The organism is Phenylobacterium sp., assembly GCF_036677185.1.
Taxonomy (GTDB): Bacteria; Pseudomonadota; Alphaproteobacteria; order Caulobacterales; family Caulobacteraceae; genus Phenylobacterium.
Map to the genome: position 1 here is coordinate 134646 of NZ_JAKFEN010000027.1, position 26424 is coordinate 161069.

A 26424-nucleotide genomic window follows, 5' to 3' on the forward strand; every position below is an offset into this window, starting at 1 on the left:
TCCCTCCCAGTGAATGATTTGATACCGAGTGCTCTTAATGAGATTTTGATCTCATTGCAAGACCCACATATCGCCGGCCTGTCACTGTCCGGGTGATTTCCATTTGCTTGCGCGGCGACGAGATGCCGAACTGGCGAGCAGCCGAGGCCGCCTTCGCCTCAAGCCAGGAGATCCCATGACCATCCAGCTCACCGCGTTCCGCTGGGTTCCGCCGTTCGCACAGGGCTATGTCCGCGACCTGCGGATTCGCTGGGCGCTGGAGGAGGCTGGCCTGCCCTATGAGGTGGTGCTGGTCGACGGCGAGGCCCTGGCCTCGGATCACCATCGCCAATGGCAGCCCTTCGGCCAGGTTCCCGCCTATCGCGACGGCGAGGTGGAGATGTTCGAGTCCGGCGCCATCGTGCTGCATATCGCCGCCAAGTCGGAGGCGCTTTCGCCGCGCGACCCGGCCGGGGCGGCGCGGGTCGCCACCTGGGTGCTGGCGGCGCTGAACTCCATCGAGCCCCACGCCCAGAACCTGATCGAACTCGACGACTCCGGCGAGGCCTGGGCCGCGGAACGCCGGCCTCAGGTCCGGGCCAAGCTCGACCGGCGGCTGGAGGGGCTCAGCGTCTGGCTTGGGGAGAAGGATTATCTGGAGGGCGACGCCTTCACGGCGGGAGACCTGATGATGACGGCGGTGCTGCGCGAGCTAGTGGACAGCGGGACGCTGAAGCGGTTTCCCAAGCTCGACGCCTACCGGGTCAGGTGCGAGGCGCGGCCGGCCTTCGCGCGGGCCATGGAGGGGCAGATGGCGGCGTTCCGGGCGAACGCGCCGGGGTGAGGTGGGGGCGGTTAATTAGTATAGTGTCCCCGAAATTTCCGCCTTCAGCTGGCCTGAGATCAGCGATGTATAATCCACCTTACGCCCCTAGATGCCGCTTCAATGGTTCACTGTAATATCAGTTCACCTGAAACGTAAAATTCAGCACACCTTGACTAAGAGCTTCTGATCCCGCGACGAATTTCAGCGGTTTCGATATCTCGATACCACTGCCAGGACGCTTTCTAGAAGATAGCGCGTCGCTTTCGTGGCGGGCTAGTGATCAGTTTCTCACTCCAACCCGGCACCAGTTGCTCCATCGTCCGATAAACCATTCGCGCATCTTGAATCGACTGGATTATTTCTTCCTCTGTAACCTCCTCACCATGGATGGCGCGGCTCGCTACGCGATAGAAGCGCCGGAAAAAGCGCTCGGCGTCTATTGGCACGGGCACCTTATGCATCGGCATGCGCGAGGCCACGGGATCTACTTCCATCAGTTCAGCTCGAAACCTCGCCTCCAGGTCTCGACGTAGCCGAGCAAGCGCGTTCCAGCTTTCACCAGTCCGCGCGCTGTCAATCGCGGTCACTATCTGAGGCGGATCATCTGGATCGTGCTGCCAATAGGAAGTGAGATGCTGCGCCAGTCCCGCGACAGGGGCTTCCACCTCAGGGGCCACCCGATCTCGCCCCGGCTCTGGGGTTGCCGCTTCAGCCGGTGGAGCAGCCACATAGTCAGTCAGACGAGCGAGATACCTATCCAACCGGGCCCGCAGCTTCACGTCGCGAAGATATATGGCCAGTGGCACCTCGCCGAATTCGTCACGAAGGTATCCGGAGAGCTTGCTCAGATCGTCACTGGCAATTGCACTGTTGAAGGCCTCCTCAGCGGCCAATTTCTGCGCCTGGCGAGACAGAAGCCTTGCGCGAACCGCCGTGAAAACTAGCGGAACAAGCGCTCCGATTGCTACCGGCAGGGCGCTACCTGCAAGCCACCCAATGCCACGCGCCGTTGCTTCCAAAAGGTCGGGGACGCTCACTCCGATGTCGCCCGGTCATCCGCTGCGCGCTTCAGAAATGGGCGGATTTCAACCATCTTAGCGACTAGGGCCAGCGTGAGGACGAAGCGGCGTTCAATCTGAGATGCGAGGATCAGAGACCCCGCACCCACGACGAGCAACACACCCGCGATCCCGAGCGAAGCAACGGTCCAGAAGCCCATGTCTGCCAGGGGAAATGCCGACGCACTTTTAGCTACCTGTTGGCTCGCGTCTGCCTGGCGCAAGATGCCGGTAGCCACGGCGGCGAGAAGCGCAGTCGCACCAGCTAGCGACCACTTACCCACTTCTAGAGCCCTGGCATGCTCCCATTCATAGCTCTTCTCCACGGCCTTATGCGGATCAACCGCATCGTTAGCGACGAGCCGGAATAGATCGGCGATCCTTGTTGACGCTGCCATCGATTGCACCCCCGTCTTCAAACCTGCGCCAAACTCAGGGTTGTTTCAATATTGGAACCTACCCAGCGTGTAGACGGGCAGCGGTCCAAGGAGACTTCGACTGCAGTTGGATTTGCGGAAGACGACATTTGCGCCTCCTACCGAGGACGGCGCCTGCCGCGCGCGATCACGGTGTCGGCGTCGAGCGGCTGGTAGCTGTCGTCAGGGGCGGCGAAGGCGTGCTGCAGTTCGGCCTTCAGGCGCTGGAGGGTCTCGCCCTCGGCGCGCTCCATGTCCCGCCGGATCAGGTCGCGGACATATTCGCTGACATTCTCGTAGACGCCGTCGTCGCCGACATTGGCCGCCACGAATTCGCCGAGCACGCCGCTGACCCGCACATTGAGCGTCATCGTCCTGGACATGGGGCCTCCGTTCACGATGTCCACATGATCAGGGATATTGTGGACACATCAAGCGCCGGCCTCCCCTTTCAAAGTAGGGCTATCGCCCATGCGAGAGACTGAAGATGCTCCCCCTCTGGGGGAGCTGGCCCGAAGGGCCTGAGGGGGACTTTGACTCCTGCTCAGACCCATCGAATCGCTGCGGAAGACCATCAAAGTCCCCCTCACCCGGCCATTCGGCCGGGAGCTCCCCCAGGAGGGGAGCATCTGATCACCGTGTTGTTCCGACCATCGGGCGATAGCGCCTCGCCCGATGGCATTTGTTCCCTTTTTGTTCTTTACATTTCGCCGTTATTCGGCATACTCCAGGGTCGCCCTCGGCCTTTCACGGAGTCGCCCATGACCGCCCTGCCCGCTCGTATCTGCGGTTATACGCCTGAGCTGGGGGCGGAGATCGTGCGGCGGGTGGGGGTTGGTGAGAGCATCCGCTCCATCGGGCGCGATCCGGCCATGCCGGCGGCGGCGACCATCCATAAGTGGCTGAGCGAGAACCCCGACTTCGCCGAACAGCGGCGGGAGGCGCGTAGCGCGGCGCGGCGGGCGGCGGCCAGCGCCCATTTGGAGTTGATCGAGGCGCGCAAGGCGCGGCGCAAGCACGACTGGGGGCGCCGCGACCTCTATGCCGTGGAGATCGGCGAGGCGATCTGCCGGCGGATCGCGGCCGGCGAGAGCATGGTCGATATCTGCGCGGGGCCCGACATGCCGGTGACGGGCACGGTCTATGAGTGGCTGCGGGTGCATCCCGACTTCAGCGACATGTATGTGCTGGCGCGCGGCGTGCAGGCCGAGCTGCTGGCCGACGAGGCCTGGTCCATCGCCAAGGCCGCGGCGCCCACGACCGTGCCGGTGGCGCGGCTGCAGTTCGACGTGATCCGCTGGCGGGCCGCGCGGCTGGCGCCCAAGGTCTGGGGCGAGGGCGACAAGGCGTCCGGGCCGACCAAGATCAACGTGTTCGTGCAGAATTTCGGGGATGGCGAGGTGATCAGCGGGCCCGGGGTTGGGGAGCGGTAGGGTGGCTCATCCACTCGTGTCATCCCGGTTTGCGAAGCAAGACCGGGATGACAGGCGTTGGGGGATGACAGGCGTTGGGGTGATGGGCGTTGGGGGGTGACAGGCGTTGGGGATGATGGGCGTTGATCAGCCCGCGCCCCCTACTCCGCCGGGGTCTCGGCCGGCCGGCCGGCTTCCCACTGGGCCCTGAGCTTGGCGGAGGTGTCGCGGCTGCCGTCGGGGCTCCAGCCCGGCGGGCCGAAGAGGTAGCCGAGCGCGTGGCGCGGGTCCCGGGCGATGTCGGCTCCGATGCCGGCCCATTCGTGGAAGGCCACCCGCAGGATGTTGAAGTCGCCGAGGTTGTGGACGATGCCGTAGCGGCATTTCTCCTCGTCCAGCTCGGGCTGGAAGGTGCCGAAGAGCCTGTCCCAGACGATCAGGATGCCGGCATAGTTGCGGTCCAGGTAGCGCGGGTTGCGGGCATGGTGGACGCGGTGGTGGGAGGGGGTGTTGAACACCGCCTCGAACCAGCGGGGCATGCGCCCGATGGCCTCGGTGTGGATCCAGAACTGGTAGACCAGGCTGATCCCCTTCTGGATGGCGATCATGGCCGGGGGGAAGCCCAGGAAGGCCAGCGGCAGCCAGAGCGCCCAGGTTCCGGCCAGGCCGCCGGTCCAGGTCTGGCGCAGCGCCGTCGACAGATTGTAGTGCTGCGAGGAGTGGTGGTTGATGTGGGCCGCCCACCAGAACCGCCGCTCATGACTAAGGCGGTGGAACCCGTAATAGGTGAGGTCCTCCAGCAGGAAGACGGCGGCCCAGGCCCAGATCGCGGTCATGGGGATGTCGAACAGCCGGTGCTGATAGACCCAGAGGCTGGCGGCGAAGGCCGCGCCGCCGGTGATCAGGCCGGCCACGTTGCTGCCCAGGCCCATGCTGAGCGAGGCCAGGGTGTCGCGGGTCTCGTAATGGGCGTGGGCCAGCTTGAGGCGGGCGAGCGCGATCTCCAGCACCACGGCCAGGACGAAGAATGGAATCGCCAGGGTGACGGGGTCGAAGCTCGGCTTGATCGGGTCCATCAGGCGGCCTCGCGCGGGGTCGGGGGCCAGCGGTCCAGGGCGATGCGGGCCATGGGCGCGGCGACGTCGGAGAGGTCGATCTTGACCACCCCGTCGCGGAACGAGGACGACACCGCCTGGGCCCAGGGGACGTGGCGAGCCACATAGGCGTCGCCCAACTCGAACAGCACCAGGGCCGAGGCGCCGGAGCGAGCCACCGCGCCGCGGCCGTCCGTAGCCACCCAGATGCGCTCCAGGGGCTTGCCGGGGAACTCCTGCGCCAGCAGGCGGCGCGCGCGGGCGTCGTCGAGCGGGGTGAGCGGCTTGGCGATCTTGGCCCAGGCGGCCAGGGCCACCAGGGCCATGACCGCGGCGGCCGAGCCGGCCAGTTGAATCAGAAAGGCCTTGTCCAATTTGGCGTCACTCCCCTGCCCCGCAGGGTCGGCCGTAGGGGGCGGAGCGTCAAGGCGCCGGAAAGTCGCTGAGCTTCGGCACCCTGGAGAAGGCCAGCAGGCCCGCCACGATCAGCAGCATCAGGGCGCCGGGGAAGATCACCGCGGCGTGGGGGCCGATGGCCTGGGCCAGGAAGCCGTCGGCCACCGCCCCCAGCGGCCCGCCGCCCATCAGGCCCAGGGTGAAGATCGACAGCACCCGGGCGCGGACCGCCTCCGGGGCGTGCTGCTGGACGAAGCTGCGGCCGAGCGTCATGGCCACCCCGCCGCCCAGGCCCCAGGCGAAGTTCAGCCCGCAGAGCAGCCAGAAGGGCATGTGGAAGCCGCAGAGGATCAGGATGACGCCCCCTGCCCCCAGCGCCGTGAGATAGATCAGGCCCTTGCGGCGCAGGGGGCCGATGCGCACCAGGGCGAGCGCCGAGACCATGCTGCCGATCCAGAAGCACATGCTGAACAGGCCGAGCGCCGCGGCGATCTCGGTCTTGCCGGGACTGAGGACCTGGCCGTCGAAATAGCTCTCCACGATCAGCGGCAGCAGGACGAAGAAGCTGCCCATGAAGCAGACGCCCATGGCCACGCCGCACAGCATGACCGGGGCGATGACCGGCGAGGCCAGGACCGCGGCGAAGCCCTCGCGGATGTCGCGGCCGATACCGATCAGCAGGCCGCCCTCGCGGCGCGGGCGCACATGGGCCGGGCGCGGGCGGATGCGCAGGGCCGCGAGCGTCGCCACGGCCATGAGCCCCGCCTGGCCCAGCAGCAGGGGTCCGACCCCCACCAGCGGGGCGGCGGCGGCGCAGGCCATGCCCAGGATCTGGCCGCCGAACTGGGCGAGCGAGGCGTAGGCCACCGCGCCCTGGATCCCGCCCTTGGCCGGGGCCACCAGGCTGAGCAGGCTGTCGCGGGCCGGGGTGGCGAAGGCCTGGGCGGTCCCCACGGTCAGGGCGTAGGTGATGATCAGGCCGTAGGTCAGCACGCCCAGGCTCACCGTTGCGCCGAGGCTCGCGAAGGTCAGCACCGCGAAGGCGCAGGCGGCCACGACGATGGACCTGACCGGGACCCGGTCGGCCAGCGCCCCGCCCAGCAGGATGAACAGGGTGGTGGGCAGCTGCAGCGCCATCTGGGCCAGGCCGAAGCGGACCTCGCTCTCCTGCAGCACCACCCGCACCAGATAGGGGAACAGCACCACCTGCACCCCGAAGGCCAGGAACCAGGCCGCGTGGGCGAACAGATAGGGCGCGAACCCCGTGGGCGTCTCGCCCGACGGGCTGGATTGCGATGTCACGAAGGCCTCCCCTTGCGGGCCAGCGTCTAGGAGCTAGATGGAAAGCGCAAGCTAGCGGGGTTCGACATGCGCAGGGCCGCCTCCAAGACCGGCAAGGCCTCGGCCGTCCAGGCGGCGGGCGCCTGCGTCTGCGGCGCGGTGGCGCTGGAGATAGACGTCCCCGCCCGCTGGGCCTGGCACGACCATTCCCCCGCCAGCCGCCATGCCCAGGGGGCCGCCTATGCGACCTATGTGGGCAGCTACCGCAGCCGGTTCCGGATCCTGAAGGGCGCGGCGAGCATCAGCCGGTTCGAGGACGCCAAGGCCGGGACCGCGCGGAGCTTCTGCGCCAGGTGCGGGACGCCGCTGTTCTACGAACGCGCCCGCTCGCCGACCATGGTCAACATCCCCCGCGCCCTCTTCGCCACCCGCACCGGGCGCGAGCCGCGCTACCACATGTCGCTGCAGGAAAAGGCCGACTGGACCTATGCCGGCGAGCCCCTGGCGCCGCTGAAGGGCTATCCCGGCGTGATGTGGGCTCGGCCCCGGCGCAAGAAGCCCGGAGAGGGTCTCTGAGACCAAGTTGGCGGCGCCGTCGCCCCTCAATTCCTAATGCATCATAATGATATTGCATCAGTTGTTGCCAAGTGTCTGACACGGGCGTCAGGTATCGACTGGACGACGGTCAGCAAGATAGGGCTCGGGGGAGTTCCACCGTCTTGTCCCGATAGCGAGAAGCGTCATGAAGACTATCATTCGCGCCGCAACGCTTGCCGCAACCATCGCTTGCGGTTGCGTCGGTATTGCCCAGGCTCAGACGGCCGAACGCGTTTACGCTCAAGGTACGGTCTGGTCGGTCGGCTATATCGAGACCAAACCCGGCATGTTCGACGACTACATGGCCTATCTGAACGGCCCCTGGAAGGCGATCCAGGAAGCCGCCAAGAAGCGCGGCGACGTCATCAGCTACAAGATCCTCAGCGTGAACGACGTGCGCGACAATGAACCGGATCTGGTCCTGATGGTCGAGTACAAGAACATGGCCGTCTTCGATCAGTCGGACGAGGAACTGGACAAGCAGACCTCGGCGGCCTTCGGCTCGCCGGTGAAGGCCAACCAGGCCGCGGTGTCGCGCGAGAGCCTGCGGACCACCCGGGGCGGCTTCCTCAGCCGCGAGCTGAAGTTCATCAAGTAGGCTCTACAGATTCACCTCGAGCGGGTCGCCCTTCTCGCGATTGAGGGCGACCATGCCGTCCCTCGGCGCTCTCGGCTCTCGCGCTGGTTGGTTGCGGCGGAACCTGGATCATGTGCTTCGTTTTCATGCAGAACATCGGTGAAACGTGGGCCAGCCAGACCATCCGGGCGATGATGCGGCCTTCCTCCGCGACGGCGGCGCGACAGGCGCCCTGATCGCGACGTTCGACTGGGCCTCGACCTCTCTCGGCCCCCTGAGCGCCTGGCCCCAGAGCCTGAGGACCGCCACGGCGATCGTGCTGCGCTCGCGGACGCCCATGGCGCTGCTGTGGGGCGAGGAAGGCGTGATGATCTACAATGACGGCTATGCCGAGATCGCCGGGTCTCGTCACCCGGACCTGCTCGGCAGCAAGGTGGCCGAAGCCTGGCCCGAGGGGGTCGAGTTCAACGAGCAGGTGCTCAGGACCGTGCTTACGGGCGCGACCCTGAACTACCGCGACCAGCCGCTGGAGCTGCGCCGTTCGGGCGTGCTGGAAACGCTCTGGTTCGACCTCGACTACTCTCCCGTCCCCGACGAGGCGGGGCGGCCCGCCGGCGTGCTGGCCGTCGTGGTGGAGACCACCCAGCGGGTGCTCGCCGAGCGGCGGGACGCGGCCAACGCGGAGCGGCAGCGGCAGATGCTGGAACAGGCGCCGGGGTTCATCTGCCTCCTGAGCGGCCCAGACCACGTCTTCGAGTTTCGAAACGAAGCCCACAAGCGCCTGTTCGGGGAGCGGGAGCCGATTGCAAGATCCCACAGCGAGGTCTTCGCCGACCTCCCGGATCCGGGGTTCGTCGAGCTGTTGGACCACGTCTACGCGACCGGAAAGCGCCATGTCGCCCGGGCCCGGCCGGTGAACCTGAGAGATCGGCCGGACGGCCCCTTGGAGCAGCACCTTCTCGATTTCGTCCTGCAGCCGGTGAGCAATGAGCAGGGCGAGGTTTCCGGCATCTTCGTCGAGGGCTTCGACGTCACCGAGCAGGCGCGCGCCCAGGCGGCGGCCGAGGAGAGCGGTCAGCGGCTGAGCGCAGCCATCGCGATCGCACGCCTGGGCGCCATCTGCTGGGATCGCGAGACCCGCGAAGCCACCCTTGACGAGCGCGCGCGCGAGATCTTCGGCTTCGAACCCGACGCGATCGTGACCATCGACGACGTGATCCTCCGGATCGCTCCCAAGGACCTCGCCCGCATCGGCGTCGGGACGACGCCCGATTGGTCGGAGAGTCCGAGGCAGGAGCGTGAGTTCCGGATCCACCTGCCCAACGGCGTCGAGCGCGACATCGTCAGCGTCAGCGTCCTGTCGCCGGGTCCGCACGGCCCGAACACGCGGGCGGTGGGGCTCTTCAGGGACGTCACCGAAATGCGCGCCGCCGAGCAGCGGCAGCGGATGCTGATCAACGAGTTGAACCACCGGGTGAAGAACAGCCTGGCCACGGTGCAGTCGATCGCCGCCCAGACGCTGCGCTCCGCCCCCGACCTGCTGAGCGCACGCATCGCGTTGGAAGCGCGCCTGGTGGCGCTCGCGGCCGCGCACGATATCCTCACGGCCGAGAGCTGGCACGGCGCGCGCCTGATCGAGGTGATCGCCGCGGCCATGGGCCCCTTCGAAACCCTGCAGCGGCCGCAGATCAGCCGCTCCGGCCCGCCCGTCTGGCTGGCCGCTCAACCCGCCTTGGCGCTGAGCCTGGCGCTGCACGAACTCGCCACCAACGCGGTGAAGTACGGCGCGCTGTCCAGGCCCGAGGGGCGCGTCACGATCCGCTGGAACCTGGTCGGGGACATGTTGACGATCACCTGGCGCGAGGACGGCGGGCCGCCAGTCCGAGCGCCGGTCCGCTCGGGCTTCGGCTCCCGCCTCCTGCAACGGAGCCTCGCCCGCGACCTGCACGGCGAGGTCGTGGTCGCCTTTGCGCCCGAAGGCGTCGTCTGCGAGATCCGCTGCCGTCCGAGCGCGCTCCAGGCCGCGCGTGGGTTCATTGACGCCTGACGGAAGATCTGAGGTCCCATTCCGGCAGGTTCGCGCCCTGCCAGCCAGCGTGGCCGGTCACGCATTTATCGACGCTCTCGGCCATGGTCAGGCGCGGCCCTCGGCGGCGGCCTTGAGGTCGGCCAGGCCGCTTTCGAACTGGCCGCCGACGAACTTGTCCATGTTGAAGATGAGACCCATCAGCTTGGAGATCAGGGTCTTGGTCCCGGTCATGGCCCAGGTCACCCGCGTGCCGTCGCCCAGCGGCGTCAGGGTGAACTCCGCCAGGTTGCTGGCCTGGAACGGCTTGATCATGTTGAGGTCGATCTGCACCAGGGACGGGGTGGCGCGGGTGATCCGCATGTTACCCGAGCCGGTCTTCTTGCCTTCCCACGCATAGGTCGCCCCCTCGCCCTTGGCCGCGCCGCCATAGGTGCGCTTGAGGTCGGCGTCCATGCGCTCGTAGGGCGACCAATGGATCCATTTCTGGAAGTCTTCGATCAGGGCGAGGACGGTTTCCGGCGCGGCGGCGATCTGGATCGCGCGTTCGACGCGGAAGGTGTCGGGGCGGGTCTTGAGGTCGGTGGTCACGGCGGGCTCCTTTCCGAGCGATATGGCGGCGCCTGGGCGCTTTCATACCCAGGACGAACCGAACCACACGCCCCCGACACCCGCTTTCAAAAAACTCGTGTGAAAGGGCTTGTGTTTCAGCCGTTGATCGATGGTGGAGAGGCGGGGCTGTCCGGGGGAGCCTGACGGGCGCTTTGCGCCACTAGCAGACTCTCGACTGTCGACAGAATCCGGACATGGCGAACGAGCGAGGGCTGCGGCGCCGCAGGGACTTGGAAGAGGCCCTATGGATCGAGCCGGTAGACCGCCCGGCTGATCCGTCGCCACTCGCGCGCGATGTGGCCGAACCAGCGCACGCGCGCCTCGTCGTCGAGCCCGTCCCGATCCTCGATCCAGTTGATCAGCGTCTCGGTGACGATGCCGATCAGGGTGTGCGCGGCCCGCCGCGCCCGGTCCTCCGCGCCGGGGGGCGCGCCTTCGGCCGGCTTCAGGAAGGTGAGGAAGGGCTCGATCTGCCGCGCCTCGTAGATCGCGTACCAGCGGCGCGCCTCTGGGTCCGATCGGCTGTCGCGCAGCAACAGCAGGTACGCCGCCCGGTTGCCCCGCGCGCGTCGCAGCACCTCGATGACCGCGCCGCCGTAGCCAGGCCAGGGGCTGTCGTAGACCGCGCGGATCTCGCTCAACACCTCCTCGAAGATGGCCGCCAGCAGCGCGTCCTTCGACGGGAATTGTCGGTAGATCAGGATCTTGGCGACCCCCGCCGCATCCGCGACGTCCTGCATCGATGCGCGCTGCAGGCCCCGTTCGTAGAACACCTGCGCCGCGACGCGCACGTACTGCGCCTGCCGCGCAGAGCGGTCCACCCGCGGCATGCGCCGCCGGGCGGCCCGCCGCCCCTCCGCCTTCTCATTCATGATTATCATTAGCACGAAAATGTTGCGTCTGCCGCGGCCGCGGCCTAATGAAACTCATCGGTTTCAAATGGACCCTCGATCATGATCGGGCAATGCGCCGTCTCGGCTTTGGCGATGCTGGCGCTGGCTGGCGCCGCCCAGGCGCAGGCCCGCGCCTATCCCTGGCAACCGGCGCCGAGCTACCCGCTGCAGGCGGTGGATCAGTTCGCGCCGACGCCCGCCGGCGACGTGTTGCCGAAGGATCCGGCGGCGCGCACGGCGCTGGCGAGGTCCATCGCCATGGACGCGGTGATCTATGGCTTGCCAGCCGTCTATCAGTACCGCGAGCTGTTCCAGCAGGCGCTCGATCCGAAGAGCCCGCGCTACACCGGCTTCAACCGGTTCGCCCACGACCGGGACCTCGCCGGCCCCGACTACAGGGCGTTCAAGAGCCCCAACTCCGACACGCTCTATTCCAACGCCTGGCTGGACCTGACGGCGGGGCCGGTGCTGATCGAAACGCCGGACGTGCCGCTGAAGTACCACACGCTGAACTTCCTCGACATGTTCAGCAACGCCAGCAACATCGGCACACGCACCTTCGGGTCGAAGGCTGGCCGCTATCTCATCGCCCCCGCCGGCTGGGCGGGCGATGTCCCCGTCGGCGCGAGGCTATTCCGCGTCGCCACGCCCCACGCCTGGATCCTGATGCGCGTCTTCGCCCAGAAGCCGTCGGAGCTGGCTGAGGCCCGCGCCGTCCAGGACGCGGTGAAGATCACGCCGCTGACGCGTCCCAACGCTGCCGAGGGCTATCCGCCGCCGGAGATCGACACCGCCGGCGGCTTCCTCAAGGTGCTGGACCACGTCCTGCGCACCGACGGTCATCCCGACCAGGAGGACGCCCTCGTCTACCGCTTCCGCACGATCGGCCTCGGCGGTCGCGAGCCCTTCGACCTCGCCCACCTCGACCCCGAGACCCGCGCCGGCGTCGCCGCCGGCTTCGACGACGCCATGAAGATCATCGTCGCCTCGCGCGCCCAACTGGGCATGCCCACCGGCACGGGCTGGAGCCGAGTGGAAAAGGCCCGCTACGGCTTCAATTACCTCAGCCGGGCCACGATCAACTATGTGGGCCTGGGGGCCAACGTCGACGCCGAGAACCTCTCCTTCAACACCTTCGTGGACGGCGCCGGCGCCCCGCTCGACGGCGCCAAGGCCGACTATGCCTTCACGCTGAAGCCGCCGCCCCCAGTGAACGCCTTCTGGTCGGTGACGCTCTATGACGCCCGCACCCTGGCGCTATATCCCAACGCGCAGAACCGCTACCTCATCAACGACCGCGCGCCTGGCCTGAAGGTGGAGCCCGACGGCGCCGTGCGGCTGCACATCCAGCACGCCAAACCCAGGTCCGCCACCAACTGGCTGCCGGCGCCCGACGGTCCCTTCTACCTCGTCGTGCGCTCCTACCTGCCCAAGCCCGAGATGATCTCCGGCGGCTGGCGGCCAGAGCCCGTCGCCGCAACCCCGCACCCCGCACCTCGCTGACAGCGGCATCTTTGCTGGGAGGGCTTGGAGGACCGGTCTGCGCGTCGTCCAAGCCCGCGATCCAGACGACTGGGATGCGCCAGGAGCTGACGTTCGGACCAGGCCGCGAAGCGGGCCACCGAGACAGGTGTTGGTGACCAGAAAGTCCGGGAATGACAGGCAGGGAGAGGGATCGTCAGGCCGTCACGATCGCCTCGAAGTCACCCCGGGACAGCGCATCGTCCGGGACAAGGCCCTGATGGCCCGCCACGTAGGGCTGGACGCGCGACATCACCATCGGATCGCCGAACAGCTTGGCGGGCGGATCGAGCAAGTGGTTGAGGCGGGCCCACCGGCGCGCAAGATCCGGGTCATTGATGGCCAGGGCCCACATGGCGTTGCCGACCGCGGCCATGGGACCCGCCGGTGCGTCCTCGCCCCGGCAGGACCGCGCCATCTGCGCGGCCTTGCTGAGGTCGGCCTGGACCGAGCCCGGATACCAGACGTTGATATGCTCGCGAGTCCAGGCTTCAAAGGCGACCGCGTAGCCCAAAGGATCGGCCGGCTGTTGCTCGATCGTCGCAGCCAGCTGCCGGGCTTGCGCATAGGCCAGCGAGACGCCGCGCGCGAACACCGGGTTGGTGTGCATCGCCGCGTCGCCCAGCAACACATAGCCGCTCGCCACCGGGCCCTCGCCGTCGACCAGGCTCCGCAAACGATTGTCGATGCGCCCCAGCGCCAGGGGCTCGTTGATCGGCGTCGCGATCGACGTCCAGGCCGCCATGGCCGGGATGGCCTCCATCACCGCGTGGAAGCGGTCGGCTTTGGTCAGCGCGCCGCGATACGGGTCGAAGGTCGAGGTGAGGAAGGCCATGGCGAACGCGCCGTCGTCGCCCTTGAAGGTCGTTGCGCCGCCGTAGGAGAGGTCGACGCTGGAGGCGACCAGCGGGACCGGGAACACTTCGCCCGCCTTCAGCCTGTAGTGGCGGGTCACATAGACGAACGGGGTTTCGCTAACGTCGTCGCGCCACGGCCGCGCCCCCACAGCCGCCAGCCATTCCGCGCCCTTGGTCCAGCGTCCGGAGGCGTCGATAACCAGATCGCCCCGGCAGTCCTGTCCCGCGGCGGTGCGCAGGCCGATGACGCGCGGCGGGGAGCTTCCGGGCTCAGCGATCAGGCCGTCCACCGTGGCGCCGCGATGGATCCGGACGCGGGTCTCGGCGGCGACCGCCTGTCGAAGCACGGCCTCATAGACGAGCCGCCGGACCGCGAGCAGCTTCACCTGCGGCAGGGGGTGGTTCGTCATGTCGATCACCGACGCGCCCGCCTCGACAAGGCGATCGAGCACATCCGGCGCTTCGGTCTTGAGCACTTCGCTCGAGAGGCCCAGGAAGCCGTGGCCCTGCCGCGCCTGGGGCAGGCCGCGCCGAGTCCAGGACGCGAACGCCGATGGTGGGTCGGCAGGCGGGTCATCGCCGTCGCGCTCGAACAGATCGACCTCATGGCCGCGCCGCGCCAGGAAGAGCGCGCACGCCAACCCCCCAAGCCCTGCGCCGATGATCACCGCGTGCGTCATGCAAACCCCCACCCGCCGCCGCGCCGAGGGGCCACGGGGTCATTTCAGAACTGGCTTTGTCAGATGAGGCGCCGCGTCAGCGATGAGCAGGAGGCCGCGCCTGAAGACCTGTCGTCGATGGCGCCCCGGGCCTAGCTGCTGTCGGTGCGGGCCAACTGCACGGTCGCGATGCGCTCCGCGAGCGGCGAGCGGCTGAGTTCTCCGGAGGCTTCCAGCACCTTGGCCGCGAGGTCGCAGCCGAGCTTGTCGAACATGTCCTCGTAGGCCACCTCGATCAGGTCGAGGATCTCCTTGAGCTTGACCAGCTGGGTATAGCCCTTCGGAGTGATCTTCAGGAGCTTGCGCCGCGCATCGTGCGGGTCGCTTACGCGCGCGACGATCTTGAGAGACACGAGGGCATCGACATGGTGGGTCACCAGCTGGTGCGCCTGGTTCAGCGCCTTGGCCACGTCCGCCGCAGTCATCGGCCCATGCTTCATCAGCATGAGGATGATAGGTGCGGCCCGGGTGGAAAGCTCGACCCCCGCTTCGCGCAAGACTTGTTGGGCCTGCTCGACGATCTGCGCCGACAGCTGATCGATCGAATTGCCCAGAAACACCCTGCGAAGGGGGGCCTCACTTAAACTCGCCATGTCGCCCTCGCAATTCTACGCACATTTGTACAAATATCCGTATATATCCGGCCGTCAAGGGCGGCGGAAGCAGAAGGAGGCCTGAGCGCGGGTCTAGTGGACCTTTGTCGCCTGCTGGTTTTGCGACGCTTGACCACGAAGCGGACCTTCCGAACTTCGCCTTGGAGTCAGGTTCCGTCATTGGGCGGCGCCTGGCTCTCGAACCCGAGCTCGCTGTGCAAGGTGCCCAGAGTGGACATCCCGAACGACCGCAACGAGCCCGAAGCGGTTGAGGCGCCGATGGATGTTGGTGGCGGCGAGTTCTGGGCCGACCCCGTCAGGCGCCCTGAGCGTCCGGACCCACGCCGCCTTCGTCGAGCTGGCGCGGGTGGACCGCGCCAAGGCCCTACTGGAGACCTCGGACTGGCCCCTGGCGCGGGCGGCGGAGCGGGCCGGATTCGGCAGCTTGGACGCCCTGCACCGAGCCTTCCTGCGACGCCTGAACGCGACGCCGGGCGAGTACCGGCAGCGGTTCAACGCCGTGTCGCGGAGGGTCTAGGCTATCAGCCGCTCGAGGCGGCGATGAAGACCGCGTATTGCGCGTCGAACGCGCGCTTGTAGGCGGGCCGCGCTTCGGCGCGGGTAATATAGGCGGCGAGGTTCGGATATTCGTCCACAAGGCCCGATCCGCCCAACCTCTGCAGCACCGACACCATCATCAGGTCGCCGGCGCTGAACGCACCGTCGAGCCAGTCGGCGTCGCCAAGGCGATTGGAAAGTTCGCCCAGTCGGGCGCGCACGCGACCATCGAGAATAGGCAGGCGTTCCTCGTACCAGCTCTTGCCGCGGTCCACGAGCGTCGCCATTGACCGATCCACGATCGGCGGCTCCACCGTGCTGAGCGCGGCGAACATCCATGTGATGGCGCGCGCCCGGGCGTTCGCCTCGTCCGGCAGCAGGCCCGCATGGCGCTCGGCGATATGGAACACGATGGCGCCGGACTCGAAGAGCGCGAGGCCGCCGTCTTCATAGGTTGGGATCTGCCCGAAGGGATGAAGCGCCAGATGCGCGGGCTCCTTCATCTCAGCGAATGTGACCAGGCGAACGTCGTAGGCCTGGCCGGCTTCTTCGAACGCCCAGCGAACGCGCATGTCACGCGCCAGTCCCCTGCCGCGATCGGGTGAGCTTTTGAAGGCGGTGATGGTGGGGCTCATATTCTCTCTCCGGGCTCTTCGTATCCCCAGGACGAACGACCGGTCGGCCTCACGACATGCGCTCGAGTCTTTTCTCGCGGACCCGCCCGCCTAAACCCGATCCGCGCCCTCGGTGAGCTGGTCCAGGTGCAGGCGGATGTGGGCGGCTTCGGCGGCGGTGTGGGCGAGCGAGATGGCCTGGTCGAAGGCGGTGCGGGCCTCGCCGTTGCGGCCGAGCTGCTTGAGCAGCGCGCCCTTGAGGCCGAAATAGTGGAAATAGCCCGACAGCCGCGTGGCCAGGGGCTCGATCATCTCCAGGGCCGCCTGCGGCCCGGCCACCTTGGAGACCGCCACGGCGCGGTTGAGGGTGACCACCGGCGAGGGCGTCAGCACTTCCAGGGTGGCGTACAGCAGGTCGATCTGAGCCCAGTCGGTGTCTTCGGCCTTGGCGGCGCGGGCGTGCAAGGCGGCGATGGCGGCCTGGACCTGGTAGGGGCCGGGGGTGCGGTGGCGGATGGCCTTGTCGATCAAGGCCAGGCCCTCGGCGATATGGCGGGAATTCCACCGGGAGCGATCCTGATCGGCCAGCAGGACCGCCATGCCCTCGGCGTCGAAGCGGGCGGCGACGCGGGCGTGCTGCAGCAACATCAGCGCCGTCAGCCCCATGATCTCCGGGTCCGAGGGGAAGAGCCGCAGCAGCAGGCGGGCCAGGCGGATCGCCTCGTCGCAGAGCGGGGCGCGGCGTTCGGCCTCGTCGCCGCCAGCGGCCGAATAGCCCTCGTTGAACACCAAGTAGATCATCGCCGCCACCGCTGTCAGCCGCGCGGCGCGCTCGTCCGGCGTCGGGTTCTCGAAGGCTACCCCGGCCTTGGCGATGCGGCCCTTGGCGCGGGTGATCCGCTGCTCCATGGCGCTCTCGCTCACGAGGAAGGCGCGGGCGACCTGGCGCACCGACAGGCCCGAGACGATGCGCAGGGCCACGGCGATCTGCTGGGTGGCCGGCAGGTCCGGATGGCAGCAGATGAACAGCAGCCGCAGGATGTCGTCGCGATAATGGGCGCCGTCCAGGCGCTCGGCCATGTCCGCCTCGGCGTCCTCGAGGTCGGAAATCGCCGCCTCGTCGGGCAGCTCGGTCTGCTTGTTGCGGCGACGCGCGGCGTCGATGCCGGAGTTGCGCCCCACCAGGATCAGCCAGGCGGCCGGGTCGCGGGGCGGTCCGTTCCCCGGCCAGGACTTCAGCGCCCGCAGGCAGGCGTCCTGGAATGCCTCCTCGGCGGTGTCCAGGTCGCGGAAATAGCGCAGCAGGGCGCCCATGGCCTGGGGCCGGGCGGAGGTCAGCGCCGCGTCGATCCAGCCGATATCGCTCATGGGAGGGGCTTCTGAAGCAGAAGCGTCTGGGGCAGGTTCAGGCTCATGGTGTCGATCGGCCGGATCTCATAGGCGCCGCCGGATGGGTTGGCCCCGGCGAGCTCCAGGGCGGTCTCGATGGCCTGTTCGAGGTCGACGCAGTCGACCACGTAGAAGCCGAGCAACTGTTCCTTGGTCTCGGCGAAGGGGCCGTCCAGCACGACGTTCTTACGGCTCTTGCGCAGGGTGGTGGCCGAGGTCGTGGGCAACAGGCGCGCGGTGGGACCGAGCCGCCCTTCCCTCATGAGCCTGCCCTCAACGACGGCCAGTCTTCCCATGACAGCCCTTTCCTCTTCCAGGGTCCAGGCCCCGACGGCGTCCTCGCAACTGTAGCAAAGTATCGCGTAGCGCATCCGACCGCCTCGTTTCCCGAAGGACGGCCGAGGATGGCTGGCGCCGACAAGGACGCTCCAAGAAAAAGCGAGGCGGCGGAAGGGTCGCCCCCTCCGCCGCCCCGCTCCCCACGAAAGTCGCCGACTATTGGCGGTAGCTGAGCCGCATGTAGAAGAAGCGGCCCGGGGCGTCATAGGCGTTGGGATCGTAGTTGTTCAGGCCGCAGCTGACGCAGCCCGGCGGGTCCTTCTCGAACAGGTTGTTGACCCCGGCCGCCAGGGTGACCCGCTCGTCGAGGAAGGCCGGCTCCCAGCGCACCTGGGCGTCGACATAGGTCCGGGCGCCGAGCTTGTTGACCACGGTGGTCTCGTCGATCGAGGAGATGTGGCGCAGGGCCGCCGTCGCGCCCCATTCGCCGCGGTCCCAGTCCAGCATCAGGGTCGACTTGGTCTTGGGATAGGCCTGGTCCGGGCTGCCCTTCTCCGTGCCCTCGCGCTCGACCGGCGCCAGGCCGGTGGAGGTCGGGACGAACTCGGTGAACTCCAGCAGGAAGGTGGTGTACCAGCGCAGGCCGAAGGTCCCGACGCTGGTCTCCGGCGAGGTGTAGTTGAGGTTCACGTCGACGGCGCGGGTCTTGATGCCGCCGATATTGATCAGCGGGTTGGAGATCGCGGCCACCTGGCCCGAGGCGGTGCGGGTGATGGTGGCGCAGGCCACCGCGTCGGCCGTCTGGGCGCAGCGGTCCAGCAGGCTCTGGCCGTTCTGGGCCTGGATCGCCTGGTCGAGCTCGATCTTGGAATAGACCACCTCGATCGAGCCGCCATTGGCCCAGCTGGCGCCCTTCAGCGCGCTGGGCTCCCAGACGAAGCTGTAGTTTTCGCTCTCGCTGGTCTCCGGAGCCAGGTTGCGGTTGCCGCTGGTGATCACCGAGACCTGCGGGTTGAGCTGCACGTAGCTGCCGTTGGCCGGTACGCCGCGGGCGATGCAGTTGGCCTGCACCGTGGCGCTGGCGGCGGGCGGGCCGCCGGGCTGCAGGTTGAGCATGTCCGAACAGGGGTCGACCACCTCCTGGTCGAACCGCGAGGCGGTGCCGAACAGCTCGCCGATGGCCGGGGCCCGGAAGCCCTCGCCCCAGGACGCGCGCAGCAGCACGTCTTCGACCGGCTTCCAGGTGAGGCCCGCCTTGTAGGTGGCGTCCTTGCCCGAGGTCGAATAGTCGAACCAGCGGCCGGCCAGGGAGACGTCCAGCTTGTGGAACATGGGCATGTCCGCCAGCAGCGGCACGCGCACCTCGCCGTAGAACTCGTCGATGGTGATCGAGCCCCGGGCCGGCTGGGCCGGTATGTCGGAGGAGAGCCCGGCGACCACCAGGGGGTCGGGCTGGAAGAAGCCCTCGGTCTCGCGGTGCTCATATCCGGCGGCGAAGGCCAGGGCCCCCGCCGGCAGGTCGAACAGGTCGCCGGTCAGGTTGGCGCTGAAGTCCCGCAGTTCCTGCTGCGAGACGTCCTGCTGGGTGAAGGCGATGAAGTTCAGCATCGCCGGGGTGATGGTCCCCGCCCCCCCGAAGATGTTGAGCGGCACGCAGGAGCCGGTGCAGCCGGCGAGCGGACCTAGCGCCTGCTGCACGCGCTGGGCGTTGACGTTGCCGGTGAAGGTCTGCTCGGCGCGGTTGCGCGACCAGACATAGTTGGCGTCCCAGAACCAGGTCCTGGATCCCAGCGGAATCTCGCCGGCCAGGGTGGTGGTGATGTTCCAGGTGTTGACGGTCTGCTCATAGTGGCGCGGCCCGTTCTCCACCAGGCGGCGGCCGATGAAGGCGTAGGTGCCCGGCTGCAAGGAGAAACCGAACGGATTGAAGGGATTGGTGGCGTCGACCGCGATGGTGTCGAGCAGGTTGCCGTTGCCGGCGTCCGGGCCGACGAACAGCGGCAGGGGCGCGGCCTGGTTGGCGGACTTGCGTTCCACATAGCTGCCGCGCACCCGCAGGCGAAGGCTGTCGCTGAACTCCTGGGTCAGGTTTCCGAACAGGCTGAGGCGCTCGGACGGGGTGACGATGTAGTTGTAGGGCTGGAAGTTGAAGCGATCGATGGTGGCGAAGGGCTTGTAGCTGCCGGCGGCCCCGGTGGGGTCGCCGGGGATGTAGGTCGGCCGAACCCCCGGCGACAGCGCCGCCTTCAGGGTCATGTCGAGATCCTGGCCGGTGTTCGGGTCGCTGATGATGAAGCGGCCGAGCGGGGTGCCGGAGCTGCATCCGCCGCCCAGGCAGGAGGTGGCGAACGGGCTGGGGAACCGCGAGATGTCGCGGTCGGCGGCATAGACCGGGTCCTGCTTGAAATAGCCGCCTCCGACGACCACCCGCAGGTTGTCCTGATTGACGCCCCAGGAGACCGTGTAGTCCTGGCTGAAGCCGTCGCCGTCGCCATAGCCGCCGAAATTGGCCGTGGCCTGCAGACCCTCCTGGCGATCCTTGGTGATGATGTTGACCACCCCGGCGATGGCGTCGGAGCCGTAGATCGGCGAGGCGCCTTCCTGCAGCACCTCGACCCGCCCGATCATGCCGGTCGGGATGGTGTTGAGGTCGACGGAGCCCGGCACGCCGGAAGCCGCCGCGCCGCTGACCCAGCGCAGGCCGTCGACCAGCACCAGGACCCGGCGCGAGCTCAGATAGCGCAGGTCGATTTCGGCCGACCCGGCGCCGACCCCGCCGCCATCCGGCGGATTGCCGAAGTTGCCGGAGTTGTTGAACTTGGAATTGAGACCGCCGCCCGCCGAGGGGATCCGCTGCAGGACGTCGGCGGTGGAGGTGAGGCCCGTCTTGGCGATGGCCTCCTGGTCGATCTGGACGATCGGCTGGGCCTGGTCCAGCGGACTGGTCCGGATCCGCGAGCCGGTGACGACGATTTCCTCGACGGCCGTGCCCTGGTCCCTGGCCTGGGCTGCCGCCGCCTGCGGCGTTGCGGCCATAGCTGTGACGGCTAGAGAGGCCAAGCCTCCCGTTAGGCGCTTCATGATCACCTCCCCAGGTGCGAGGCGCAGTCCTAACGGCGAGCGCTAGTGAGAGCGCCTTCTTTGATTGATTTGGTAATGCCGTAGTTACTCGCCGGAGGATGGGGGGCGCGTCGCAAAACTGTCAAGTTGTTCGACGGATATGGCCCGCGAGCGCATAAAATTGCACTCGTCCAGCAGTCTCGGGGAAGGTTTTGGTGGTTTCGCAACCCAAGCGATCCCCTCTCCCGTCGCGGGAGAGGGGCGCTCCAGAGTCTTAGAATTTGCGGACGTAGCCCACCGACCAGACGTCGGCGTCGCCGTCGCCGTCACGGAAATCGTAACGGGTGTAGTCGGCGCGGACGCCGTTCTTTTCGTCCAGGAAGTACTGGCCGCCGACGCCATAGTTCCAGCTGTCGCCGTCGGCGCTGGCCGAGGCGCCCGGCGCGGACGCCTTGATCTCGGTCGTGCCGTAGCCGACGCGAGCATAGAGGTCGGCGTTGGGGGCGACCGGCAGGAAGCCGACGCCGTAGACGGCGAAGCTGTTCTTCAGCTCGACGTCGACATTGGTGGCGCCGACGCGGACGGTGTCGTCCTTCACGCCGAAGCCGGCTTCACCTTCGACGCCCAGATACTGGCCGAAGCGGGCGCCGACCCGGCCGGTGATGGCGCCGAGCTTCACGTCGTCGAGGTCGGCGTGGCTGTAGCCAGCCGAACCGTAGAAGGTGGTCGGGCCGAGGTCCTGGGCCTGGGCCGCCATGGGGAGGGCGGCTGCGGCGATCGCGGCGAAGGCCGCGGCGGTTGCGAGAGACTTCATATTGTTACTCCGTACTTACTACACTCAAGCTCCCCAGCCGGGTCGTTAGGTGGGGTGCAAACGCGGCCGGAAAAGGCCGGTTCGCCGGTTTTGCCAAGACCATTCGCGGTTGTGACCTTATGGCCACAAGGCCGCTGACCTAGCGTGAAGGCGTGCTATCACTTGCCCCGCAAGCGCCCGCCGGCATACCGGCGACAAGGAGCGCGACGTCGGAGAAGACCATTTTGCATCACGCCGTGATCGCGGCCACCGGGCTCTACACCCCGCCGCACAGCCTCTCGAACACCGAGCTGGTCGAGACCTTCAACGCCTATGTGGACCGCTTCAACGCGGCCAACGCCGCCGCCATCGCCGCCGGCGAGACCCCGGCCCTGACCCATTCCTCGCCCGAATTCATCGAGAAGGCCTCGGGCATCAAGTCGCGGTTCGTGATCGACAAGTCCGGCCTGGTCGACCCCGACGTCATGCGTCCGGTGATCCCTGAGCGGCCGAACGACGAGATCTCGGTGCTGGCGGAAATCGCCGTGGCCGCGGCCCGTGAGGCCCTCGCGCGCTGGGGAAAGGACCCTTCCCAGATCGACGCGGTGATCTGCGCGGCGTCCAACATGCAGCGGGCCTATCCGGCCATGGCCATCGAGGTGCAGCAGGCGCTCGGGATCGAGGGCTTCGCCTTCGATATGAACGTCGCCTGCTCCTCGGCCACCTTCGGGATCAAGACGGCGGCCGACTTCGTGGCCTCCGGCTCGGCCCGCGCGGTGCTGATGGTCAATCCGGAGATCTGCTCGGGCCACCTGAACTTCCGCGACCGCGACAGCCACTTCATCTTCGGCGACGTGGCCACGGCGGTGATCGTGGAGCGGGCCGAGGACGCCACGGATGGGTGGGAGATCCTGGGCACGCGCCTGAAGACGGTGTTCTCCAACAACATCCGCAACAATTTCGGCTTCCTCAACCGCGCGGCGCCCGAGGGGATCGGCGCGACCGACAAGCTGTTCGTGCAGGAGGGCCGCAAGGTGTTCCGCGAGGTGGTGCCGATGGTGGCCGAGATGATCCTCCAGCACGCCGCGGACCTGGGCGTCGACCCCAAGGGGCTGAAGCGCCTCTGGCTGCACCAGGCCAACATCAACATGAACGAGATGATCGGCAAACGCGTCCTGGGCCGCGAGCCCGCGCCCGGCGAGAACGTCATCATCCTGGACGAATACGCCAACACCTCCTCGGCCGGCTCGATCATCGCCTTTCACAAGGCCAGCGAGGACTTCGCCAGTGGCGAGACCGGGCTGATCTGCTCGTTCGGGGCGGGCTATTCGGCGGGGACCGTGTTCGTGCGCAAGCGGTAGATGGCGCCGCCCCTCGCCGTTCCGACGCTGCGGTCGCAACGCCTGATCCTGGAGCCGCTGTCGAGCGCCCATTCGGCCGGCATGTTCGCCCTGTGGTCGCGCCCCGAGGTCTGCGAATACTCGGGCGGGGCCCGCGACCTCGAGGGCCGTCCGATCCGCCTGCCGGCCCAGGCGCCGGAAGACAGCGACAAGATCATCGCCTTCTTCGCGCACGGCGCGGCGCGCGGCGCGCGGTTCCGCTGGGCGATGCTGACGCGCGACGACCGCAGCTTCGTGGGCGCCATCGGCTTCAACGCCCTGGGCGCCTGCTCCGAGCTCGCCTACCACGTGCGCCCGGAATACTGGGGCCAGGGCCTGATGACCGAGGCGGCGGTCCTGGCGGTCAACTGGCTGCGTCAACGCCCGGGCGCGGTTGAGGTCGAGGCCTTCGTCGAACCGGCCAACCTCGCCTCCGTCCGGCTGGCGGAACGCCTGGGCCTGAGCGCCACCGGCGAGGCCGAGGACGGCGCCGATCGCTACGTCATGGCTCTCGACGCCTAGCGCACGGCGTCGGTCGTCGCCTGGGCGGCTTTCCAGTCCATGGCCATGCGCACGCGATTGCCCACCGCCGGGTGGTCGTAGAACAGGATCTCCTCCAGCTTGGAGGGGCTGGCGGCGCGGTACTCGATGGTCTTGACCAGGGCCTTGGCCAGCCCATCCGGCTCGTTGACGTGCTCCAGGGAGTAGCGGTCAGCGTCAACCTCCGCCTGGCGGATGACCGTGACGAACAGCGGCGTGGAGACCAGGCTCAGTCCCGCCAGGATGATCCCGATCACCGGGAACCCGGCCGGGTCGGAGAGGCCTTGGATCCCCTTGGCGCCGGTGAGCCGCAGGACCCGCGGGAACAGCCGGTCGACCAGGAAGAAGCCCATGAGAGCCAACAGGCCGTAGGTCCCGGCGATCCAGAGGGCGTGGAAGTGGACATAGTGGCCCATCTCGTGGCCGACCACGCCGCGCACCTCGGCGATGTCCGCGCCCTTGTTGAACATAACGTCGCTCATGGCGATCCGGGCCGTGCCGAACATGCCCGAGACATTGGCCGTGTAGCGGTTGGACTGCTTGGAGCCGTCATAGATGTAGATCTTGTCGGACGGCACGCCATTGGCCTGCGCCATCGCCACCACCGTGTCGCGGACCGGTCCGGGCGGGGCCTCCTGGTAATCGTTGAGCAGCGGCTGGATGAACACCGGGGCCAGCACCATGACGATCACGAAGAACACCGCCACCAGGCCGCCGCCCCAGGCCCACCAGGTCCTGGGAGCCCGGCGCATCAGGGCGTAGAGGCCGGCGACCAGCAGGACCACGAGCACGGTGGAGATCACCGCCATCAGCACGAATTCGGCCAACCATCCCCCGAAGGCCTGGCTGGTGAGGCCGTAGGCGGTCTCCCGCCACCAGTCGCTGTAGACACTCCAGGGCAGGCTGAGCAGGGTCTCGATCAGAGAGTCCGCGGCCACCACGGCAAAGACGGCGAGCCAGGGCCGCGCCCTGCGGCTCTCAACCTTCTCGCGGATGCGCACCAGGACGCCCGACTTCAGCACCAGCCAGGCCACCAGGATGGCGACCAGGGCGCCCCAGAGCAGCAGCCAGTGGCCGCCCTGGGTATAGGCCGTGGCCTTGGCGTGCGCCTCGGGCGACAGCTGCGCCAGATAGGCCGCGGTCGCGGCGGCCGGATCGAATCCCTGGGCCATGCGCCCCTCCCCCAAACTACCCGAGCGGAGGAGGTCAGAGATGGCGCCGCTTGTCAGGTGAAAACTCGGTTAGGTCGCCACACGACGGGGCTGAACGCGAAAACGCCGCCGGCATTGTGGCCGGCGGCGTTTTGTCTAGAGGTCGCTGGTTTGGATCAAGCCGCGACAAACCTCCGCCGCTGGCTGCGAAGCATCGTCCCAATCGCCCCGAAGCCGATGATCATCATCGCCCAGGTCGCCGGTTCCGGGATCGGCGTGCCCGGCGGCACGCCAGTGCCCGAACCGCCGTTGATCCCGGGCGCGTCGATCGACTGGTAGCGCACGAACAGGTTTTCGAGCGACAGGTCGGTCTGCGCCGAGGCGAAGGTCAGGGTGAAGGTGCCGAACAGGGTCTGACCGAGGAGCGCCCCTGCGCCGGCGCCGCCCGCGCAGTTCACCTGCGAGAAGCAGGCCTCGCGGAAGCCGATCTGCGGCACGTTGCCGTCGGCGGTGAAGTTGTCATACACGCCTGTCGAGCTTCCCCCCGAAATGTCAGGGGTGACGTCGAAGCCGAAGATCGAGACGCGTGACGCCGTGACCGGCGCGCTGGACGTGTTCTCCACGGCATAGCCGAACGTCCAGTCATTGCCGGAAACCGACTGCAGTGTGTAGTCCACATGGGCGGTCAGGCCGGCGAGCACCGAGCCACCCACAATACCGTTGAAGTCGGAGCCCTGGGTGACGCCGGTGTCGGCGCTGTTCCACGACAAGACGACGGCCGCCGAGGCCGGCATGGCCACGAGGCAGGCGGCCCCAATGATCGCCGACGCTAGATGCCTTTTCATCCGATAGCCCTCTCTTTGCGGGCTGACTGGTCCCCCACAGTTAGCCCATGTGAGAAAATAAGTAACCAGCGTTTTGCTGGCCGCATTCATCCATCAGACACCGACCACGGCGGGTTGCAAGTGAATTTCCAAGGCAACCATTTGTTCTATTCGCACAAAATGGTGAGGCGCGATTACTCTCAATTCAGGGTTTAGATGCCACGTCTGAAGACCACAAAAGCGTGCTTGAAAATCTAATTACTCATAATTGCGGCCAACTGCTTGCGACCCCCCGCGTCGATAGATCCACCTAAAATCGCATACAGCCAGTCGCACAACCTCACACCCTGTAGGTGTCATTCGAATTGCTTGGAATTGACCGCCGACAGATCACCACGATCAACAGCGCGGCCGGTCGCTTGATCGCGATTGCTGGAGACCGGGCACGTGTGTGGGAAATCCCGTCGCCCGTCGCTCACTATAACTCTTGAGACGAAACGCCGCTTCGCCGCTAAGGAACGGCAAAAATTAACCTTCAAAATCCTAATTATTCATAACAACCCCTTGAAATGACACGCATTTGGGGAATTTCGTTGCGGGCACTACCCGGTAAATTTTATATGAACCCAATGGAGCGAATGCCGAATGGGCGGGGCGTGGGGACTCTCGGCTCGACAGGTCGCTCGGGGCACTTGAGATTTAGGGGTTAGTGACAATGAAGCTTAACGTGATGATGGCGGCCGCGGCCGCGACGATGGCCTTCGGGATGGCCGCCGCGGCTCCGGCGAGCGCAATGACCATTTCCGGCGCCTGCGACGTCGGCGACATCGATCCGGTCGCCGATCTCTGCAGCGGCTGGTTCACCGGCACCGACGGAAACTCGAATCTCCTGAGCGGCACCGCCAGCGATATCCAGGACCAAAAAGACGCCCTGGCCCTCATCGGCTTCGTCTGGGATGGCGACTGGGCCTCTGTCGAGG

Annotated in this window: 25 protein-coding genes and 1 pseudogene; 9 read left to right on the forward strand and 17 right to left on the reverse strand. The window is 67.3% G+C overall.

The features are described from left to right. Positions 1-175 precede the first annotated feature (175 nt). Positions 176-823 carry a glutathione S-transferase family protein gene (locus tag V6M51_RS16845; RefSeq protein ID WP_332769012.1) on the forward strand — a complete coding sequence of 216 codons (648 nt, stop codon included), beginning with the start codon at positions 176-178 and terminating at the stop codon, positions 821-823. A 224-nt stretch (positions 824-1047) separates the two neighbouring features. On the opposite strand, the gene V6M51_RS16850 is transcribed toward V6M51_RS16845, so the two are convergent. From V6M51_RS16850 to V6M51_RS16860, 3 genes are all read right to left on the reverse strand, one after another. Beyond that, the gene (locus V6M51_RS16850) at positions 1048-1698 is read right to left on the reverse strand and encodes a hypothetical protein (RefSeq protein WP_332769014.1); all 651 of its coding nucleotides are present in this window, start codon (positions 1696-1698) and stop codon (positions 1048-1050) included. Between the two features lie 140 nt (positions 1699-1838). Next, positions 1839-2270, reverse strand: a complete 432-nt coding sequence (locus V6M51_RS16855) for a hypothetical protein (RefSeq protein WP_332769016.1) — start codon at positions 2268-2270, stop codon at positions 1839-1841. A 128-nt stretch (positions 2271-2398) separates the two neighbouring features. Next, positions 2399-2662 carry a ribbon-helix-helix domain-containing protein gene (locus V6M51_RS16860; RefSeq protein ID WP_332769018.1) on the reverse strand — a complete coding sequence of 88 codons (264 nt, stop codon included), beginning with the start codon at positions 2660-2662 and terminating at the stop codon, positions 2399-2401. A gap of 378 nt (positions 2663-3040) precedes the next feature. Here V6M51_RS16860 and V6M51_RS16865 point away from each other — a divergent pair, with 378 nt between their 5' ends. Then, positions 3041-3712, forward strand: a complete 672-nt coding sequence (locus tag V6M51_RS16865; RefSeq protein WP_332769019.1) for a hypothetical protein — start codon at positions 3041-3043, stop codon at positions 3710-3712. 140 nt (positions 3713-3852) lie between these two features. Here V6M51_RS16865 and V6M51_RS16870 read toward each other — a convergent pair whose 3' ends face one another. The 3 genes from V6M51_RS16870 to V6M51_RS16880 are packed head-to-tail and all read right to left on the reverse strand — an operon-like array spanning position 3853 to position 6483. Beyond that, positions 3853-4767: a sterol desaturase family protein gene (locus V6M51_RS16870; protein ID WP_332769021.1), complete on the reverse strand. Its 915-nt coding sequence runs from the start codon at positions 4765-4767 to the stop codon at positions 3853-3855. Then, entirely contained in the window at positions 4767-5159 is a 393-nt protein-coding gene (locus V6M51_RS16875; protein WP_332769023.1) for a hypothetical protein, read from the reverse strand. Before V6M51_RS16875 ends, V6M51_RS16870 begins: the two co-directional genes overlap by 1 nt. A 49-nt stretch (positions 5160-5208) precedes the next feature. Beyond that, the gene (locus V6M51_RS16880) at positions 5209-6483 is read right to left on the reverse strand and encodes an MFS transporter (RefSeq protein WP_332769025.1); all 1275 of its coding nucleotides are present in this window, start codon (positions 6481-6483) and stop codon (positions 5209-5211) included. 66 nt (positions 6484-6549) lie between these two features. Between V6M51_RS16880 and V6M51_RS16885 the strand changes: the two genes are divergently transcribed. The 3 genes from V6M51_RS16885 to V6M51_RS16895 all read left to right on the forward strand — a co-directional run bounded on the left by V6M51_RS16885 (position 6550) and on the right by V6M51_RS16895 (position 9683). After that, a complete protein-coding gene (locus V6M51_RS16885; protein WP_332769026.1) occupies positions 6550-7038 on the forward strand; it encodes a GFA family protein in 489 nt (162 codons plus the stop codon). Positions 7039-7204: 166 nt separating this feature from the next. Then, a complete protein-coding gene (locus V6M51_RS16890; RefSeq protein ID WP_332769027.1) occupies positions 7205-7657 on the forward strand; it encodes a hypothetical protein in 453 nt (150 codons plus the stop codon). A gap of 145 nt (positions 7658-7802) precedes the next feature. Beyond that, a complete protein-coding gene (locus V6M51_RS16895) occupies positions 7803-9683 on the forward strand; it encodes a PAS domain-containing sensor histidine kinase (RefSeq protein ID WP_332769028.1) in 1881 nt (626 codons plus the stop codon). A gap of 87 nt (positions 9684-9770) precedes the next feature. On the opposite strand, the gene V6M51_RS16900 is transcribed toward V6M51_RS16895, so the two are convergent. After that, positions 9771-10253: an SRPBCC family protein gene (locus V6M51_RS16900; RefSeq protein WP_332769029.1), complete on the reverse strand. Its 483-nt coding sequence runs from the start codon at positions 10251-10253 to the stop codon at positions 9771-9773. Between the two features lie 263 nt (positions 10254-10516). Next, entirely contained in the window at positions 10517-11146 is a 630-nt protein-coding gene (locus V6M51_RS16905; protein ID WP_332769030.1) for a TetR/AcrR family transcriptional regulator, read from the reverse strand. Positions 11147-11227: 81 nt separating this feature from the next. On the opposite strand from V6M51_RS16905, the gene V6M51_RS16910 reads away from it, so the two are divergent. Then, positions 11228-12670: a DUF1254 domain-containing protein gene (locus V6M51_RS16910; RefSeq protein ID WP_332769031.1), complete on the forward strand. Its 1443-nt coding sequence runs from the start codon at positions 11228-11230 to the stop codon at positions 12668-12670. 175 nt (positions 12671-12845) lie between these two features. Here V6M51_RS16910 and V6M51_RS16915 read toward each other — a convergent pair whose 3' ends face one another. Together V6M51_RS16915 and V6M51_RS16920 are read right to left on the reverse strand one after the other, a co-directional pair. Continuing rightward, positions 12846-14225 carry an NAD(P)/FAD-dependent oxidoreductase gene (locus V6M51_RS16915; RefSeq protein ID WP_332769032.1) on the reverse strand — a complete coding sequence of 460 codons (1380 nt, stop codon included), beginning with the start codon at positions 14223-14225 and terminating at the stop codon, positions 12846-12848. A 131-nt stretch (positions 14226-14356) separates the two neighbouring features. Further along, a complete protein-coding gene (locus V6M51_RS16920) occupies positions 14357-14824 on the reverse strand; it encodes a MarR family winged helix-turn-helix transcriptional regulator (protein ID WP_332769033.1) in 468 nt (155 codons plus the stop codon). A 316-nt stretch (positions 14825-15140) separates the two neighbouring features. Here V6M51_RS16920 and V6M51_RS16925 point away from each other — a divergent pair, with 316 nt between their 5' ends. After that, positions 15141-15395 carry a helix-turn-helix domain-containing protein gene (locus V6M51_RS16925; RefSeq protein ID WP_332769034.1) on the forward strand — a complete coding sequence of 85 codons (255 nt, stop codon included), beginning with the start codon at positions 15141-15143 and terminating at the stop codon, positions 15393-15395. A 4-nt stretch (positions 15396-15399) separates the two neighbouring features. Here the strand turns inward: V6M51_RS16925 and V6M51_RS16930 are convergent, their stop codons facing one another. The 5 genes from V6M51_RS16930 to V6M51_RS16950 all read right to left on the reverse strand — a co-directional run bounded on the left by V6M51_RS16930 (position 15400) and on the right by V6M51_RS16950 (position 21571). Then, the gene (locus V6M51_RS16930) at positions 15400-16050 is read right to left on the reverse strand and encodes a glutathione S-transferase family protein (protein WP_332769035.1); all 651 of its coding nucleotides are present in this window, start codon (positions 16048-16050) and stop codon (positions 15400-15402) included. 90 nt (positions 16051-16140) lie between these two features. After that, positions 16141-17397, reverse strand: coding sequence for an RNA polymerase sigma factor (locus V6M51_RS16935; protein WP_332769036.1), 1257 nt, complete (start codon positions 17395-17397; stop codon positions 16141-16143). Then, positions 17394-17789 carry a YciI family protein gene (locus V6M51_RS16940; RefSeq protein ID WP_332769037.1) on the reverse strand — a complete coding sequence of 132 codons (396 nt, stop codon included), beginning with the start codon at positions 17787-17789 and terminating at the stop codon, positions 17394-17396. Before V6M51_RS16940 ends, V6M51_RS16935 begins: the two co-directional genes overlap by 4 nt. Before the next feature lie 124 nt (positions 17790-17913). Further along, a complete protein-coding gene (locus tag V6M51_RS16945) occupies positions 17914-20733 on the reverse strand; it encodes a TonB-dependent receptor domain-containing protein (RefSeq protein WP_332769038.1) in 2820 nt (939 codons plus the stop codon). A 298-nt stretch (positions 20734-21031) separates the two neighbouring features. Next, on the reverse strand, positions 21032-21571 hold the full coding sequence (locus V6M51_RS16950) for a porin family protein (protein WP_332769039.1): 540 nt from the start codon (positions 21569-21571) through the stop codon (positions 21032-21034). Between the two features lie 224 nt (positions 21572-21795). On the opposite strand from V6M51_RS16950, the gene V6M51_RS16955 reads away from it, so the two are divergent. Further along, positions 21796-22911 (forward strand): beta-ketoacyl-ACP synthase III, encoded by a 1116-nt coding sequence (locus V6M51_RS16955; protein WP_332769040.1) that lies wholly within the window; start codon positions 21796-21798, stop codon positions 22909-22911. Further along, positions 22912-23451: a GNAT family N-acetyltransferase gene (locus V6M51_RS16960; protein WP_332769041.1), complete on the forward strand. Its 540-nt coding sequence runs from the start codon at positions 22912-22914 to the stop codon at positions 23449-23451. It abuts the gene before it with no gap. On the opposite strand, the gene V6M51_RS16965 is transcribed toward V6M51_RS16960, so the two are convergent. Both V6M51_RS16965 and V6M51_RS16970 read right to left on the reverse strand, forming a co-directional pair. Further along, the gene (locus tag V6M51_RS16965) at positions 23448-24641 is read right to left on the reverse strand and encodes a M48 family metallopeptidase (RefSeq protein ID WP_332769042.1); all 1194 of its coding nucleotides are present in this window, start codon (positions 24639-24641) and stop codon (positions 23448-23450) included. The genes V6M51_RS16960 and V6M51_RS16965 overlap by 4 nt on opposite strands. 155 nt (positions 24642-24796) lie before the next feature. Next, positions 24797-25375: pseudogene (locus V6M51_RS16970) on the reverse strand (cistern family PEP-CTERM protein); the annotation flags it as partial. Between the last annotated feature and the right edge of the window lie 1049 nt (positions 25376-26424).